This is a genomic window from Mesorhizobium sp. B1-1-5, assembly GCF_006443065.1.
Lineage (GTDB): Bacteria > Pseudomonadota > Alphaproteobacteria > Rhizobiales > Rhizobiaceae > Mesorhizobium.
The window spans coordinates 1-14,791 of the sequence record NZ_VFWS01000014.1 but is presented as its reverse complement, the minus strand read 5'-3'; the positions used below and the strand labels follow the sequence as shown (position 1 = coordinate 14,791).

The window sequence follows — 14,791 nt, the reverse complement described above, 5'->3', positions numbered from 1 at the left end:
AGGCACGGTTCGGTCTATGCCTTCTCGTCCATCCGGTCGCGCAGCATGCTCCAGCCGAGCAGCATGTTGGGCGCATGCCGCAACAGGGCGTGGAACGGGATCCGCGCCGGCGGCGCGAAAGGCAGCGGCAGGTCGCGGGCATCGGTTCCAGCGCCCCAATCGGCCAGTATCTTGCCCATCGCCGTCGTCATGGCGATGCCGCGTCCATTGCAGGCACGGCCGGCGATCAGGCCGGGGCCGAGGTCCAGGAGGTGCGGCAGGAAATCCGGTTCGACGGCAGCCATCCCCGACCAGCCATAGGCGAGCGGGGGCAGATCGGGCAGATCCAGATGCGCAGAGAGCCGCCGCCAGATCGTTTGCGGCACACGCGTATCGGCGCCGGGGCCCAGAATATGCATTCCGCCGCTGATCAGCCGGTTGTCGGCATCGAAGCGGAAGGTGAAGAGATTGCGTCGGGTGTCGCCGACGCCTTGCCCACCGGGAAGCAGACGCATGCGGATGTCGCGCGGCAGGGGCCGCGTCGCGATCTGGAAAACTTTCAGCGGGAAATAAGTCCGCTCAAGCAACGGATTGAGCGATCCGCCATAGGCATTGGTGGCGATTAGCACCCTGGCCGCGCGCACCGTGCCGGTTGGCGTTTTAAGCGCCCAGCCATCGGCCCTTCGATCAACCGACGTGACACGCGTCCGTTCGAAAATCCGCGCGCCGGCGCTTCCCGCCGCGTCGGCCAATCCGCGTGCATAGGCGACGGGATTGAGCACACCGCCTGAACGATCCATCCATCCACCGACATAGCCGCGCGCGCCGGTCAGAGCTTCGACTTCTCGCCGGTCCAGGGTGACGGCGGGTCGGCCGCGCCGCGCCCATTGTCCGGCACGGGATTTAACCTTCTCCAGGGCGGCCGGCGAATGCGCCGGCTGGATCCATCCGTTCTGCACCGCGTCGCAGTCGATACGATGCTGTCGGATCAGGCCGAACACGAGGTCGGCACTGCTGGCGGCGAAATCGATCAGCCTCTCGCCTCGTTTGGGGCCGAGATATGCAAGGATGCTGTCCGGATCCAGTTTGGCGAAGTTCGGCACGACGAAACCGGCATTTCGGCCGGTCGCGCCCCAGGCAATGATTTCGGCTTCGAGAACGGCCACGGAAAGTCCTTTCCCGGCGGCGTGCAGCGCAGTCGAAAGGCCGGAGAAACCACCGCCGACAATGGCGAGGTCGGTATCGATCTCGCCATGCAGGGGAGGCCGCTCGCCATGACTGCGGCTGACGGCATGCCAGAGCGAAGTGCCATGTGCGTCCTGCCGGATCGCGGCATTCATGAGCCAGAGCCGCTCTTGGCAGCGGCCAGCTTCGCCCGTTTGCCGAAGCGCGGCCGCTTTGGCCTGTCGCCGAACAGTCCGTTCGGCCGGACCAGCAAGATGACGCAGAGCATGACGCCGATGGCGACGATCTGCAGCGAGGCGGCGCGAGCCTGCTGCTCCGGCGGGAAGAGAAAGCTGGTCAGCGTGCCTGATCCAGCCCAGATCGCCCAGACCAAGATGCTGCCGATGACGCCACCGAGATTGCTGCCCGAGCCGCCGACGATCAGCATCACCCAGACCTGGAAGGTCAGGATCGGCAGGTAATTGTCCGGCGCGATGAAGCCGGTGAAATGCGCCTGAAGTGCGCCGGCCAGCGCCATGATAGCGCCGCCGACGGCGAAGGCCTGGACGCGGTAGAAGCGCGCGCTCTTGCCGAGCGAAATCGCCGCTCGTTCGTCCTCCCGCAGCGCCTTGAGCACACGGCCCCATGGGCTGCGTGACAGATGCTCCAAGGCCAGGTAGGCGATCAGCGTGACAGCCGAGACGACAGCAAGGTTCGACAGATTGAACAGCAGCGGAGTTTCGGCGAGGCTGCCGAAGGGACGCGGGATGAAACCGATGCCGAACGGCCCGCCGGTCAGCTTCTGCGCGTTGAGTGCGACCAGTTGCACGACCACCGCGACACCGAACGTGGTGATCGCTAGATAGTCAGACCGCAGACGCAGCGTCGCTATGCCGGTAAGGGCTGCGGCAACGCCGCCCACCACCATGGCGCCGGCCCAGCCGGCAAGGATCGGCAGGCCGAAACCGCCGAGGCGCGCGGGGTCATCCGGTGTCGTCAGCAGCGCCGATGTGTAGGCGCCGATGGCGACGAAACCGGCGAGGCCGACATTGAACAGGCCCGTCAGCCCCCATTGCAAATTGAGCCCCAGCGTGACCAGCGAGAAGATCAGTGCCGTGCTCAGGAAGAAGGCGCCATAGCCGATGAGATCGATCATCTTTCCCCAACTCCGAAAAGGCCGATCGGCCGCACGAACAGCACCGCCATCAGGATGATGAAGGAGACGGCGGCGCGCCATTCGGCACCGATCAACTGCACCGCGCCGGCTTCGGCGAGCCCGATGATCAGGCCGCCGAGTACCGCGCCCGGGATGCTGCCGATGCCGCCAAGAATGGCGGCGGCGAACATCGGTAGCAGCATGTCGAAGCCCATGAACGGTCGGATCTGCACCAGAATGCCAATCATCACGCCGGCCACGCAGGCAAGCGAGCCGCCGACGATCCAGGTGACGCGCACCACCTTGGCGACGTCGATGCCGACAATGCGGGCCAGCGCCGCGTTCTGGCTTAGCGCCTGCATCGAGCGGCCGGTCTGCGTGCGCGTCATCAGCAGATGCACGCCGAGCACGAGCACGGCGGTCAGCAGCAGCAAGGCGATCTGGTCAGGCGTGATGCGGATGCCGAAGCCGATCGGCATGGCGATCTGGATCGCGCGGCTGAAATAGGTCGGCCGTGAGGTGAAGGTGAACTCCAGCAGGCTGCGCAGCGCCATGGAGGCGCCGAAGCTCGCCATCACGACGATGATTGCCTGGCCTTGCGAGCGCAGCCGCGAGAACAGCACCTTGTCGAGCAGCAGCGCCAGCAGGGCAGTGAACGCCATGCCGACGACCAGGGCGACAAGCAGCGACCAGCCGAAGGACAGTGGCCCGATCGGCGCCGCCTTGCCGAAGGTCGCGCCGATGGCGCTGACCACGGCCAGCGTCGCATAGGTTCCCCAGGCCATGAAGTCGCCATGGGCGAAGTTGGAGAAACGCAGGATCGAATAGGTGAGCGTCACGCCGATGGCGCCGAGGCCGATCATGGAGCCGGTCAGCAATCCGTCGACGATGAATTGCAGGCTCATGCCGCGCCTCCCTTGTGATGCTGGGGGCGCTGGCCGAGATAGAGTTCGGCGACGACCGGATCGCTCCACAATTCGGAGGCGACGCCCTCATGCCGGTCCTTGCCCTCGACCAGGACATAAGCGCGGTCGCCGATGGCAAGCGCTGCCTTGGCGTTCTGCTCGACCAACAGAACGGTGACGCCGGATCTGCGGATGCCGGCCAGCATCTCGAACACGACCGACACGAATTTTGGCGACAAGCCGGCCGACGGTTCGTCCAGCACCAGTACCTTGGGGTGGACGATCAGCGCCCTCGCGACGGCGAGCATCTGCCGTTGCCCTCCGGACAGATTGCCGGCGGCGGTGCGGCGCTGGCGGACGAGGTCGGGGAAGGCGGCATACATCTCCTCGATGCGGGCGGGGATTTCCCGGCGCTCGAGGATGCCGCAGGCTACTTTGAGATTGTCCTCGACCGACATCAGCGGAAAGATGTTTTCGGTCTGCGGCACGAAGGCAAGGCCAAGCCGCACCATGGTGTGGGCGGGTGCTGCGGTGATGTCCTTCCCGTCCAGGAAAACCGTGCCGCCGGTAATCGGGACGAGGCCGGCGATCGCCTTGATGAAGGTGGACTTGCCGGCGCCGTTGGGGCCGAGGACGACGATGATCTCACCCTTGCCGACCGTGATCGAAGCGCCGCGCACGATCGGCATGCCGGGTTCATAGCCGGCTTCGAGATTGCGGACATCGAGGACGGTCTCGCTCATGCGGCGCCTCCCAGATAGGCTTCGATGACCCGCGGATCGCGGGCGACTGCTTCCGCCGTGCCCTCGCTGAGCAACTGACCGCTCGCCATCACCAGGACGCGGTGGCAGAGCCGCGCCACCATGTCGATATTGTGTTCGATCAGCAGGAAGGTGATGCCTCGCGCATTGATGTCGTGGATCCGATCGATGATGACCTCCAGAAGCGTCGCATTGACGCCGGCCGCCGGTTCATCGAGCAGGATGATCGCCGGGTCGGCCATCATGACACGGGCGAGTTCGAGCAGCTTGCGCTGGCCGCCGGACAGCACGCGCGCCGGCTCATACGCGAGGTGGGTGAGGGCGACGAGCTCCAGCAGTTCGAGCGCCTTTGTCCGGGCGGCTCTTTCCTGCGCCGCCACTCGCCAAGGCGTGACGAAGTTGGCGAGCAGCCGTTCACCGGTCTGTCCCTGCGCTGCCAGCATGATATTTTCGATCAGCGTCAGGTTGGGTAGCGGTCGTGGAATCTGAAAAGTGCGGCCGAGCCCTCGACCGATGCGCAGGTGAGCGGCTTCACCGGAGATGCGCGTGCCGTTGAGAAAGATATCGCCGCTGTTCGGCAATATGCTGCCGGCCAGCAGATCGAACATGGTCGTCTTGCCGGCACCGTTCGGTCCAATCAGGCCAAGGATTTCTCCGGCTTTGACATCTAAGGAGACATCGTTGACGGCGACGAGACCGCCGAACCGCCTGACGACGTTCCTTGCCGTCAGGACCGGCGCACGGCTCTCCCGCCCCTGCCGTCTGATTGCCTCGCTCATCAAACCCTCTGGCCGAAGACGCGCGTCGTCGCCTCCCGATTTTGATTTGTGATCACACTTGCTTTGATCACGCTATTCGGCTTTAATTTCCTCCGCAAGCCGAAAACCGGGCCCAGAGCGGAATTCCATGCACAAGACTGCCATCGAAAGGAACAACGAGGCGATCGCGGCCCAGCTTGCGCCGGTAGGCCGCGAAACGGTGCAGGATCGCGTCTATTCCGAACTGCGACGGGCCTTGATTGGCGGCCTGTTCGAACCAAGCCAGGTGCTGACCATCCGCGGTCTGGCCGATGCGCTGGTCACCTCGACGATGCCGGTGCGCGAGGCCCTCGGGCGGCTGATCACGGAAAAGGCGCTGGAGGCGTTGCCCAACCGTTCGGTGCGCGTGCCGCCGATCACGCTGGATCGCCTCGACGATCTCTTGCGAGCCCGCATCCTGATCGAAGGCGAGGCGATCGCGCTTGCCGCCGCTCGCATGGGACCGCGCCAGATCTCCACAATCGAAACCATTCTCGGCGAATGGGATGAGATGCGGGCGCTGAAGCACAAGAAAGATGTCGACCGCGAAGTGACGCTCAACCAGAGCTTTCATTTCGAGATTTACCGCTCCTGTGGCTCGGCCGTACTGATCCCGATGATCGAGAGCCTGTGGCTGCAATCGGGGCCATGCATCCGCGTCGCTATCTATGCCTTCTCGGAAGCCGGTGAGGTCGACACCGCCCAGTATCACCGCCGCATTGTCGAGGCGCTGGCCACGCATGACGCACGGGCGGCGCGCGACGCGCTGGTCGCCGACATCAGCCGGCCCTTCACCTTCCTGCGCAGCAAGCTGCAATCCGCGGCTGGGAAAGATCAGACATGACCTCTATCCAGATCACCGAGCCACGCTCGAAGCTTGCCGTCACGGCGCTGTTACTGCCCGAGAAGGCGCCGGAAAACGCCGCTTTTCTCACGGCGTATCTCGCCACGCCACGCGTCGTCCCAGGCATCCACGCCATGTGGACTGGACCTGAGATTTCCTGTCCGGTTCCATCAGCCGACCTGGAAGGCCAAGCCTATGCCCGGCCGCTGCCGGCGGAGAACGCGACGCTCACGCCGCAGCCCGGCGATATCGTCTTGTCCTACGTGCCGCCGCACATGTGGGGTGGCAACCCCAATGCCATCTTCGACATCGGCCTGTTCTACGGGCAAGGGGCGCGGCTTCTGTTCCCGATCGGCTGGCTGGCCGGCAGCGTGGTGGCGCAGGTGCGCGCCGAAGAGAGCGATCAGTTCGCCGCCGCATGCGGGGCGATCCGCCGCAACGGCGCCTGCGATATCAGCTTCATCGTGGTGGAGGCCTGACATGACCGACGACAGCTTCGAGCTCTTCGATCTTCGCGTCGAGGCGATCGTCCCCGAAGGCAAGCCGATCTATTGCGGCGCCAAGGCCGGCGACTATTTCGAGCTCAAGGGCGAAACGCTGTCGATGCCGGCAGGGCAAGGTTTTTCGATCTATTCGCTTGCCGCCGTGCTGCCGCTGCTTGCGGCAAAGCAGCGCCCGACCCAGAAGAATGACTGGATGACCTCGGACGCCGAGATCGCTTGTCCCGACCCCAATTGCTCCAGTCGGCTCAGGATCGTCAGACTGGCCAAGCGGCGATTCAGCCATGCCGAAACCACGGCCGAGCCGCTGCCGAAGGAGAATAACGAGGGATGAGTGCTAAGACCTTCGATCTCGGCCCAGGCTACAAGATCTCGCGCGTCATTCGCGGTGGGTGGCAACTCGCCGGCGGCCATGGCGCCATCGACGGTAACCAGGCGGTGGCCGACCTCATCGCTACCTTCGATGCCGGCATCTGGACCTATGACTGCGCCGACATCTACACCGGCGTCGAGGAACTGATCGGCGCCGCCCGCCTGCGGCTGGCCGATGAGCGCGGCCTGGATGCAGCGGCCAGGATGAAGGTGCACACCAAGCTGGTGCCCGACCTCGAGCGGCTGGCCACCATCAGCCGCAACTATATCAGGGGCATCGTCGACCAGTCGCTGCTCAGGCTGAAGACCGAGCGGCTTGATCTCGTGCAGTTCCACTGGTGGGACTATGCGCAGCCTCGTTACGTCGAAGCAATGGGTTGGCTGGACGAGCTTCGATGCGAGGGCAAGGTGCACAATCTCGGCACCACCAATTTCGACACGCCCCGGCTCGCTGAAATCCTGGCCGCCGGCATCCCGGTGGTCAGCCAGCAGCTGCAATATTCGGTGCTCGACCAGCGGCCTGCGCACAGCCTCGCCGCAGTTGCGAAGACAAACGGCGTCAGCTTCCTCTGCTACGGCTCGGTGGCCGGCGGCTTTCTCAGTGAGAAATGGCTTGGCGTGGCCGAACCCACCACGCCGCTCGAAAACCGCTCGCTGGTCAAATACAAGCTGATTATCGATGATTTCGGCGGCTGGGATCTGTTCCAGCAAATGCTGCGGGCGCTCAAGTCCGTCGGTGATCGCCATCGGGCCGACATTGCCACCATCGCCAGCGCATGGGTGCTGGAGCAGCCGCGAGTGGCCGCCGTGATCGTCGGTGCCCGCAACCAGGCGCATGCATTGGCAAATGCGAACATCATGGACATCGAACTCGATGCCGACGACCGCGCACGGATCGCTGCCGTCATCGCGCAAGGCGCCGGCATCGAGGGCGATGTCTATGCGCTGGAGCGTGACCGCCACGGCCGCCACGGCTCGATCATGCACTACAATCTCAACGCGGGCCGGGTTTGAAAACGATGGACGGCAAGCTGTTTTCGCGGGCCAGTGCCGAAGTCATCGACCTGCATCGCTTCTTCGCCGACTGGTTCGTTGCTGCGCGCGCCGATAGAGTGCATTTCGGCCGCTTCGAAGCCGCCATGGGGGAAGGCTTGACGATGATCGCACCAACCGGCCAGATCCTCGACCGTAAGGCCGTCGTTGACCATGTCCGCGCCAGCCGCGCCACATGCGACGATGGCTTCGCCATCTCGATCGAGGACATCAAGCCCGGCTGGCAGGACGGCGACACGATCGTCATCCTCTATGTCGAGGCGCAGTTGCGTGGCGGCAAGCACAGCCGCCGCCAGTCGAGTGCCGTCTTCACCACCAGTTCATCGGCGCCCAATGGCGTCCAATGGCGGCATCTGCATGAAACCTGGCTGCAGGTGCCGGAACACTGACACTTTCGAGACGTCAAACCAGTTCGTGTAACTCAAGGGGAACAACAATGAGAAAGACGATATTCCAACTCACCACCGCGCTCGCTCTCGTCACGATTGCCAGCGCCGCGCAGGCCGCCGATTGCAAGATCACCGTCGGCCTCGTCATGGAACTGACCGGTCCCGCCGGCGAATACGGCCAGGCCGGCGCCAAGTCTGTCGAAATGGCCTTCCGCGACATCAACGACGCCGGTGGCGTGCGCGGCTGCAATCTCGTCACCGACACGCGCGACAGCCAGAGCCAGGGCAACATCGCGGTCGATGCCGCGACCCAGCTGGTACAGGTCAAGAAGGTGCCGGCCATCATCGGCGGCATCATCTCCTCGGTGTCGATCCCGATTCTGACCTCGGTCACCGCGCCGGCCAAGATCGTCCAGGTCTCGCCGGCTTCGTCCTCGCCGACGCTGACGGCACTCGGCCGCGAGGGCAAGACCAACGGCATCTTCTTCCGCACCATCACCTCGGACGCGCTGCAGGGCGTGGCCGCGGCCAAATACGCCCTCGACAGGGGCTTCAAAAAGCTGGCGATCATTCACGTCAACAACGATTTCGGCGTCAACATGGTGGCCGAATTCTCGCGCGCCTATAAAGCGCTCGGCGGCACCATCGTTTCCGACACGCCCTACAATGAGAAGCAGTCGAGCTATGCCTCGGAAGTGACGGCAGCGATGGGAGGCGAGCCGGACGGACTTTATCTCGTCAGCACGCCGGTCGATGGCGCCACCATCGCCCGCACCTGGATATCGCAAGGGGGCGTGCAGAAATTTCTGCTCAATGACGGCATGAACAGCCCTGACTTCATTGAGTCGGTCGGTGCCGACTATTTGAAGGATGCCTATGGCACATCGTCCGGCACCAGCCCGACCGCATCGACCGAGTATTTCACCAAAAACTACAAGGCGTTCTCCGGTATCGAGCCCTCGAATCCGGCGGCCGACCGCTCCTATGATGCCGGCGCCATCGTTGGCCTTGCCATTGCCATAGCCGGCTCAGAGGATCCGGCCAAGATCAGGGATGCCATATACAAGGCGGTCGACCCGGCCGGCACGCCGATCTTTGCCGGGAAGGAGGAGTTCGCTAAGGCACTCGGCCTGATCAAGGACGGCAAACCGATCCGCTATGAAGGCGTCATCGGTCCGGTCGCCTTCGACAAATTCGGCGACATCACCGGTCCGTTCCGGTTGTGGAAGATTGTCGACGGCAAAGTGACCACCGATGGTGAAATGACCACCGACGATGTCAATGCCCTGCAGGCCAAACTGCAGTAAGCTGGACAGTGCAACCGGCATCGACAGCATTTCATCGCGATTGCTGCCGGTATCGCTTGAGGCGGGCCGATATCGCTTGCACGGCATGCGATCGCGAATAGGATCGGCCGGCTGCAATTGAAGGATTCCTGGCGAAGGCTATGCCTCGATCGCTGCGACGCCCGAAGGCTAAAGCCTGGGCGGCAAGGTAAGCTTCGGGGCGACGACGGGCTGGCTGCTGACGCTGCCTCTTCACAAGAGGCTCAGACCCAGCTTGTGGGCGATAGCCTGGCGTGGAGAAAGCGGACCCTGGTAACGACAACTATCACGGTCTTTTTCTCCGCCATACGGGTATCGACAAACCGTTCGTGCGCCGGTTGCGCAAGGATTTCTTGGCACATGGCGTGCCACGGGTATGGTTGGACGAGGCTGAAATCCACATCGGCACATATCCAGGGCTGCGGCCTTGGAGCGGCGAGGGGACTTGCCTACATCGCACATGTCGTCGATATGAAGGTCGATGAGTTCGCCGAACATTTTCAGGCGAGCTATGCGGGACTTGGTCGGGGTCTCACCGCGATCGACCTGGCGCTCGGTTTCGGTCGCGCAGCGTCCTGTGCAAAAATCGCACGTGAAAGTTCTGCTTCTCTTCTTTTTTTGTTTCCCACGACGGAGCCGCCGACAGTCCAATTCGGACGCTCTTTTGCCGGCGATATTGGCCGCTCCATCGCGGACGTTCGCGGCGATAGCCGTGAGCTCAATGTCCGAGGCGGCATCCATTTGCCTGGGGTTCTTGGAAGCTTTCGAATTTCCTGGGTCGCGCCTCAGCCCGAATTGAGGGTGCTCATGGACAAAATGGGACACTGGTCAGCTGACGCAATTCCAACGAGACCATGGCCTGATGAGCCGATGCAAGTGGCCGCTCCGCATAACTAGCGGCTACGCGGGCCATGGCAGCGCCGCGCTCAGCGTTGTCGCGCGCGATTCCTCCGTCGGCATTCCATGGTGAGTTCTCGAACCCCACGAACATGACCGCCAGCCCGATGGATGCCGCCAGGCCGCGGTTTCACCGCGACTGAAAGCCGAGCCGACCAAACCGTGTCGGCGCAGAGTCGGTGGCGTTGAAGGCCGGCAAGGAAAACATCGAGATCGTCACGCCGACTTTCCTGATCGCGCATAGCGCCCGAGTACGAAAAGCAGCCGCAGCTGCCCCATATCGCCAAAATCTCCCCGTCGGTACCATTCGGCAAGCGCGCCATGCTAGAACCATCCAGGGAAGGCAACGCGTGCCGCCGTCGCCAGCGGTGGGATGTCCTCGTCGGGGACCGAAGAATAGGGCCACAATAGCTGGGCCCTGATCGAACTCCAACTGCCGGCTGCCGCCATTGCCTTGTCGAGGGCGGCGTCGCTGACGGCGTAGCGTGCCCGAAATGGTAGGACGTGGTCCGCGAGAAAGGCCTGTACGCGTGCTTGCATCTCGAAGGCCGCTTGTTCCCCGGCTCGTATCTGCGCCCACCACTGCAGTGCGCCTTTCGGGCTAAGGCAGGCGATGTTCGAATAACTGCCATGCGCACCGTTCGCGTAACCGGTTGCCAGCGTGTGGCCTGGCACGAACACCGAAAGGCCCGACAGTTCGCGCCGCATCCCGGCGTACCAGCTGGCGTCGCCGCCGGGGAGTTTTGCCCCGACAAGCGAGGGTACCGCGGTGCCCAATGCGGCAATACTTTCTAGAGTCAGCCGCCGCTTGGCGTGGGGCGGGTTATAGAGCACCAGAGGAGTGCTCGGCGCTGCCTCGGCCAAGCCCGAGACGAAACGCAGCACTTCTTCGTCGCTTGGTGGCCACCAGTCCGGCAAGGTGAATTGCACTCCCGAGAGTCCCAATCCCGCAACCCGCTTCAATCGCTCGCATGCAACTCGCGGATTGGACTGGCTGATGCCGATCTGGAATGGGATTCTCGCGGCACCGGCGACTGCCGCCACTATCTCGCTCAGCCGGTCGAATTCTGCTTCGGTCTGGCAATGGAATTCACATGCCGTGCCGTTGGAATAGACGCCGTGAACGCCGGATGCGCACAGCCGCGCGACGGTTTCTTGCGTGGCGCTCCAGTCGATATTGCCATCCAGGCCCACGGCCAGCATCACGGCGCCCCAGATGCCGCGCGGCGCGTGTTCGGGGAGGGCGGAGAGATGATCACTCATGGTCCGACTAGCGCAGCGTGAAGGAGAGCGGCATGAAGTCTCCAAGATTGACCTCTATGCGACCCCTCCTTGGAACGATCAGCAGCGGCGACAACGATCCGGTGGTGATTACCACGCCTTTTTTGAAGCTGCCGAAATGATCGTCGGCCATTCCGGCGAAAGCGATGATGGGAGAAAGGGCGTCGCCAAACGGGTATTTGGCGGTCTCGCGCTGGCTGATCGCTCCGTCGCTGGAAAGCGTGATCGCCATCCCGTCGACCTTCGGCGCTTGCGCCAGTGTCTGCCTGCCGATGACGTAACCGCCTGTGACCATATTGTCGGCCAGCGGCCCGAACGGGCCGGCTTTGGTCCGGTCGTCGATGCGAGAGCCGATGAGCTCGATGCCGAGAATGAAATGCTGGATGGTCTGCAACACGGCCGAGCGGCCAGCTTTGGCGATCTCAGGCGTCAGGTCGGCGCCGAGCCTGACAGCCACTTCGATCTCGAGCCCGGCGAGGTCGCGTTCGCCAAGTTCGATCGTTCCGCCATCGTCGATAACCATTCCGGCGGGGATCGGCGCAGCCATCGCGATACCATCGGGCGGCATGGCCACCTTGGCGACGGGCACGCGCTCTCGGAGCTGCTTCAACACCGCGCCTTGAACGGCCATCGCATCGCCGCGCGTCAGGTCGACCAAACGCGACCCCGGTACGCGTCGACGCGGGTTTCTGTGAGCCTCGGCGATGGCCTCGGCAATCGTATCTATGTCAGCCGGCATCAGCGATTGTTTCCTCGCGGCGGGATTTGTCCGAGGCGTGTGCTGCCTCGATGATGCCGATGTGGTTGCGCCCATAGGCGCCCGTCACCGGTACTGGCTTGTCGTCGACGATGGCGTCGCGCAACGCTGCCCATTCGCGTTTCACCGCATTGTGCATCCAGGCGGGCTCGAACGAATCCGGCAGGTCGGTCCACACGGTATCCCGACCAATCATCGTGCCGCGATCCATGTCGATGCGTAGCGTGCCGCGCTCGCAGACGAGATCCATCGCAAAGCCGACCGCACCGTTGCGATAGCCAATACTCTGCACCTGGCCCAGGCCGCCACGTTTGAAACGCAGCGCCAGCATCGACGTGTCATCCGCTTCCTGTTGATGGAATTTTGCGCCGAGCATGGCGCTCACCGAGATGACTTCGTCATCCATCAGCCAGACGAGACGGTCGAGCGCGTGAATGCCGGCCGTCATCAGCATGCCGCCACCGGTAGCGTTGCGCAGGTGCCAGTCGCGCCGGTTGTGCTCCATCCAGAGCTTGATCATCCAGCTCGACGCGATCAGCGGCCGTCCGATCTCGCCTGCCTCGATGACCTTCTTGGCTGCCATGCAAGGTTTCGAGAAATGCAGGAGGTGGGCGACCATCAGCTTGACGCCGCTCTGCGCCACAGCCGCATTGATTGCATCGCATTCGGCTACAGTTCGCGCCATCGGCTTTTCGAGCAGAATGTGCTTGCCGGCCTTGGCCGCGCCGATCGCCATTTCGGCATGCAGCGCGTGCGGGGCAGCGATAACGACGGCATCGACGCCGCTGTCTTCGAGAAGTTCGCGCCAGTCGGTGTAGCCCTTGCCGCCATACTCGGCCGTGAAAGCCGCCACGCCGGAGCCCTGTGGATGCGGTTGCCCATCGATACAGCTTTGAGATGAAGCTCTCCACTGGCCAGGCTCAGCGCTGCATCGACACCGTGGATGCCCAGATTGCGCAATGCGCCGCCCCCGCCAATCGCGGGATCCACCACCCAGCCGACACCATCGGCAGCATAACGCTCGGGCGGCCCGTTGACGACGCGGAAATGGCCGTGCGCGACTTGGCCGGCGCGGCCTTCCCTTCGCAGTCTCTCAAAGGCGATCACCGCCGGGCCAAAGCGATTGGGCAAAGGCACGCCGACGAAGGCTTTTCGTTGATGGGCTAGGTCTCTCAGTTGCATCAGCGGCGCCGTGCCGGTCGCTGCCGGCTTCTCGAGGATAAGCGGGACTCCGGCTTCGATTATCCTGCGCGCCCTGGCCGGCACGTTCGAAGGATGTCCCATCAGCAAGATCAGATCCGCAGGTGTTGCAAGAACGTCTTTGAATGCAGCAATCGCGCTCAGCGAGTTGCGCGCTGCGAAGCCCCTTGCATGCGCCTCGTCCTCATCCCACACGCCGATGATTTCAGCGCCGGCATCGCGCGCCGCATCGAGATGCAAGTCGGCGTGCCAATGGCTAATGCCGGCCAAAACGATTTTCATCTCCTGATATTTCCTCCTGCACTTGCAGGATATCCTACAAGTCGTTATAGGACAAGTCGTCAGCCTCTCAAGCGAAATGGTTATCGGCGTCGGACAGCAGTGGAAACAGGAAACAAGATGCCGGTATTGAAGTCGATCGAACCGCTTAGCCGGCCACCGCTTTTGCATGTGACCGTCCAGGAGAGCCTGCGGAATTATATCGAGGCGAACAGGCTCAAGGCAGGCGACCCGTTGCCCCCGGAGACCTTCCTGGCGCAGCGGCTCGGCGTTGGCCGCAATTCGGTCCGCGAAGCGATCAAGGCGCTGGAATCGATCGGCATCCTGGAGACGCGTCGTGGCATCGGCGTGTTCGTCAAGGAATTCTCCTTCAAGCCACTACTCGACAATCTGGCTTATGGCCTGCAGGACTCGCTGCGCGACGTCGAGGAACTGCGCGAGATTCGGCGTGTGCTCGAGACCGGGCTGATCTCCAAGACCATCGAGATGATCAGCGCCGAAGACATCGACGAGCTTCGCCGGTTGACCGAAAGCATGCGCCAGCGCGCGGAGCGCAGCGAGAGCTTTGCCGAAGAGGACCAGCAATTCCATCAAATGCTGTTCCGCTGCCAGAACAACCACATGCTCAGCGCATTGATCGATATCTTTTGGGTGGCGTTCAACAAGGCCTCGGATTTCACCAATCTCGACAATCCGACGCCGCTCGCCACCTGGCGCGATCATCATGAAATCGTCGAGGCGGTCGCCGCCAAGGATGTTGACCGGGCACGTAGCCGGCTCGACGATCACTACAGAGGTATCCAGCAAGTTATCGCCAAAAACCGCACAACCTGAAAAATGCCAAGGGAGGAAACCATGCGCATCAAGACGATAGCCATCGCTGCCGCGCTGCTGTTCGGCACCGGCCTGCCGACCATTGTGCAGGCGCAAAGTCCAAAGACCATTGCGGGTGGTTTTGACGTCGGCCCCGGCGGTTTTCCCAAGAACTTCAACCCGCTAGTCGCGACTGGCGGCTTCACCTGGCTCAGCACCTATTTTGAACCGCTGGTTATCTGGAATGCGGGGCTGACCCAACTCGAAGTCGACCTGGCCAAGAACTACACGGTGAGCGCCGACCAGCTGACCTATACAT

General features: G+C 63.1%; 16 protein-coding genes and 2 pseudogenes. 9 read left to right on the top strand and 9 right to left on the bottom strand.

Features of this window, described 5'->3' with window-relative positions; genetic code table 11:
• Window positions 1–14 precede the first annotated feature (14 nt).
• The 5 genes from FJ980_RS07755 to FJ980_RS07735 are packed head-to-tail and all read right to left on the bottom strand — an operon-like array spanning window position 15 to window position 4,744.
• Complete coding sequence (locus FJ980_RS07755) at window positions 15–1,319, bottom strand: FAD-dependent oxidoreductase (RefSeq protein WP_140542333.1); 1,305 nt, start codon at window positions 1,317–1,319, stop codon at window positions 15–17.
• Entirely contained in the window at window positions 1,316–2,299 is a 984-nt protein-coding gene (locus tag FJ980_RS07750) for a branched-chain amino acid ABC transporter permease (RefSeq protein WP_181181137.1), read from the bottom strand. The genes FJ980_RS07755 and FJ980_RS07750 overlap by 4 nt, the downstream gene beginning before the upstream one ends.
• Entirely contained in the window at window positions 2,296–3,204 is a 909-nt protein-coding gene (locus tag FJ980_RS07745) for a branched-chain amino acid ABC transporter permease (protein ID WP_140542332.1), read from the bottom strand. The genes FJ980_RS07750 and FJ980_RS07745 overlap by 4 nt, the downstream gene beginning before the upstream one ends.
• Window positions 3,201–3,947: an ABC transporter ATP-binding protein gene (locus FJ980_RS07740; protein ID WP_140542331.1), complete on the bottom strand. Its 747-nt coding sequence runs from the start codon at window positions 3,945–3,947 to the stop codon at window positions 3,201–3,203. The genes FJ980_RS07745 and FJ980_RS07740 overlap by 4 nt, the downstream gene beginning before the upstream one ends.
• On the bottom strand, window positions 3,944–4,744 hold the full coding sequence (locus FJ980_RS07735) for an ABC transporter ATP-binding protein (protein ID WP_140542330.1): 801 nt from the start codon (window positions 4,742–4,744) through the stop codon (window positions 3,944–3,946). The genes FJ980_RS07740 and FJ980_RS07735 overlap by 4 nt, the downstream gene beginning before the upstream one ends.
• A 127-nt stretch (window positions 4,745–4,871) precedes the next feature.
• On the opposite strand from FJ980_RS07735, the gene FJ980_RS07730 reads away from it, so the two are divergent.
• The 7 genes from FJ980_RS07730 (at window position 4,872) to FJ980_RS34620 (ending at window position 10,142) form a co-directional block, all read left to right on the top strand.
• Complete coding sequence (locus FJ980_RS07730) at window positions 4,872–5,606, top strand: GntR family transcriptional regulator (protein WP_140542329.1); 735 nt, start codon at window positions 4,872–4,874, stop codon at window positions 5,604–5,606.
• Window positions 5,603–6,085, top strand: coding sequence for a DUF3830 family protein (locus FJ980_RS07725; protein ID WP_140542328.1), 483 nt, complete (start codon window positions 5,603–5,605; stop codon window positions 6,083–6,085). Before FJ980_RS07730 ends, FJ980_RS07725 begins: the two co-directional genes overlap by 4 nt.
• A gap of 1 nt (window position 6,086) precedes the next feature.
• Window positions 6,087–6,440, top strand: a complete 354-nt coding sequence (locus tag FJ980_RS07720; protein WP_140542327.1) for a TIGR04076 family protein — start codon at window positions 6,087–6,089, stop codon at window positions 6,438–6,440.
• Window positions 6,437–7,492: an aldo/keto reductase gene (locus tag FJ980_RS07715; protein WP_140542326.1), complete on the top strand. Its 1,056-nt coding sequence runs from the start codon at window positions 6,437–6,439 to the stop codon at window positions 7,490–7,492. The genes FJ980_RS07720 and FJ980_RS07715 overlap by 4 nt, the downstream gene beginning before the upstream one ends.
• 5 nt (window positions 7,493–7,497) lie before the next feature.
• Window positions 7,498–7,920, top strand: coding sequence for a hypothetical protein (locus FJ980_RS07710; RefSeq protein ID WP_140542325.1), 423 nt, complete (start codon window positions 7,498–7,500; stop codon window positions 7,918–7,920).
• Window positions 7,921–7,967: 47 nt separating this feature from the next.
• A complete protein-coding gene (locus FJ980_RS07705; protein WP_140542324.1) occupies window positions 7,968–9,227 on the top strand; it encodes an ABC transporter substrate-binding protein in 1,260 nt (419 codons plus the stop codon).
• Window positions 9,228–9,716: 489 nt separating this feature from the next.
• Window positions 9,717–10,142, top strand: a complete 426-nt coding sequence (locus FJ980_RS34620) for a hypothetical protein (RefSeq protein ID WP_181181136.1) — start codon at window positions 9,717–9,719, stop codon at window positions 10,140–10,142.
• A gap of 324 nt (window positions 10,143–10,466) precedes the next feature.
• Here FJ980_RS34620 and FJ980_RS07690 read toward each other — a convergent pair whose 3' ends face one another.
• The 4 genes and pseudogenes from FJ980_RS07690 to FJ980_RS35320 all read right to left on the bottom strand — a co-directional run.
• Window positions 10,467–11,405, bottom strand: a complete 939-nt coding sequence (locus FJ980_RS07690; protein WP_140542323.1) for a dihydrodipicolinate synthase family protein — start codon at window positions 11,403–11,405, stop codon at window positions 10,467–10,469.
• Between the two features lie 7 nt (window positions 11,406–11,412).
• A complete protein-coding gene (locus tag FJ980_RS07685) occupies window positions 11,413–12,162 on the bottom strand; it encodes a hypothetical protein (protein WP_140542322.1) in 750 nt (249 codons plus the stop codon).
• The gene (locus tag FJ980_RS07680; RefSeq protein WP_246676349.1) at window positions 12,152–13,033 is read right to left on the bottom strand and encodes a Gfo/Idh/MocA family oxidoreductase; all 882 of its coding nucleotides are present in this window, start codon (window positions 13,031–13,033) and stop codon (window positions 12,152–12,154) included. Before FJ980_RS07680 ends, FJ980_RS07685 begins: the two co-directional genes overlap by 11 nt.
• Window positions 13,034–13,374: 341 nt before the next feature.
• Window positions 13,375–13,662: pseudogene (locus tag FJ980_RS35320) on the bottom strand (Gfo/Idh/MocA family oxidoreductase); the annotation flags it as partial.
• A 117-nt stretch (window positions 13,663–13,779) separates the two neighbouring features.
• Between FJ980_RS35320 and FJ980_RS07670 the strand changes: the two are divergent.
• On the top strand, window positions 13,780–14,493 hold the full coding sequence (locus FJ980_RS07670) for a FadR/GntR family transcriptional regulator (RefSeq protein WP_140542389.1): 714 nt from the start codon (window positions 13,780–13,782) through the stop codon (window positions 14,491–14,493).
• Window positions 14,494–14,514: 21 nt separating this feature from the next.
• Window positions 14,515–14,791, top strand: a pseudogene (locus FJ980_RS07665) (peptide ABC transporter substrate-binding protein); the annotation flags it as partial.

What these genes read in the sequence shown, in the direction of transcription:
- FJ980_RS07755 (WP_140542333.1), bottom strand. Translation starts at nt 1,319, where the DNA reads ATGAATGCCGCGATCCGGCAGGACGCACATGGCACTTCGCTCTGGCAT.
- FJ980_RS07750 (WP_181181137.1), bottom strand. Translation starts at nt 2,299, where the DNA reads ATGATCGATCTCATCGGCTATGGCGCCTTCTTCCTGAGCACGGCACTG.
- FJ980_RS07745 (WP_140542332.1), bottom strand. Translation starts at nt 3,204, where the DNA reads ATGAGCCTGCAATTCATCGTCGACGGATTGCTGACCGGCTCCATGATC.
- FJ980_RS07740 (WP_140542331.1), bottom strand. Translation starts at nt 3,947, where the DNA reads ATGAGCGAGACCGTCCTCGATGTCCGCAATCTCGAAGCCGGCTATGAA.
- FJ980_RS07735 (WP_140542330.1), bottom strand. Translation starts at nt 4,744, where the DNA reads ATGAGCGAGGCAATCAGACGGCAGGGGCGGGAGAGCCGTGCGCCGGTC.
- FJ980_RS07730 (WP_140542329.1), top strand. Translation starts at nt 4,872, where the DNA reads ATGCACAAGACTGCCATCGAAAGGAACAACGAGGCGATCGCGGCCCAG.
- FJ980_RS07725 (WP_140542328.1), top strand. Translation starts at nt 5,603, where the DNA reads ATGACCTCTATCCAGATCACCGAGCCACGCTCGAAGCTTGCCGTCACG.
- FJ980_RS07720 (WP_140542327.1), top strand. Translation starts at nt 6,087, where the DNA reads ATGACCGACGACAGCTTCGAGCTCTTCGATCTTCGCGTCGAGGCGATC.
- FJ980_RS07715 (WP_140542326.1), top strand. Translation starts at nt 6,437, where the DNA reads ATGAGTGCTAAGACCTTCGATCTCGGCCCAGGCTACAAGATCTCGCGC.
- FJ980_RS07710 (WP_140542325.1), top strand. Translation starts at nt 7,498, where the DNA reads ATGGACGGCAAGCTGTTTTCGCGGGCCAGTGCCGAAGTCATCGACCTG.
- FJ980_RS07705 (WP_140542324.1), top strand. Translation starts at nt 7,968, where the DNA reads ATGAGAAAGACGATATTCCAACTCACCACCGCGCTCGCTCTCGTCACG.
- FJ980_RS34620 (WP_181181136.1), top strand. Translation starts at nt 9,717, where the DNA reads ATGAAGGTCGATGAGTTCGCCGAACATTTTCAGGCGAGCTATGCGGGA.
- FJ980_RS07690 (WP_140542323.1), bottom strand. Translation starts at nt 11,405, where the DNA reads ATGAGTGATCATCTCTCCGCCCTCCCCGAACACGCGCCGCGCGGCATC.
- FJ980_RS07685 (WP_140542322.1), bottom strand. Translation starts at nt 12,162, where the DNA reads ATGCCGGCTGACATAGATACGATTGCCGAGGCCATCGCCGAGGCTCAC.
- FJ980_RS07670 (WP_140542389.1), top strand. Translation starts at nt 13,780, where the DNA reads ATGCCGGTATTGAAGTCGATCGAACCGCTTAGCCGGCCACCGCTTTTG.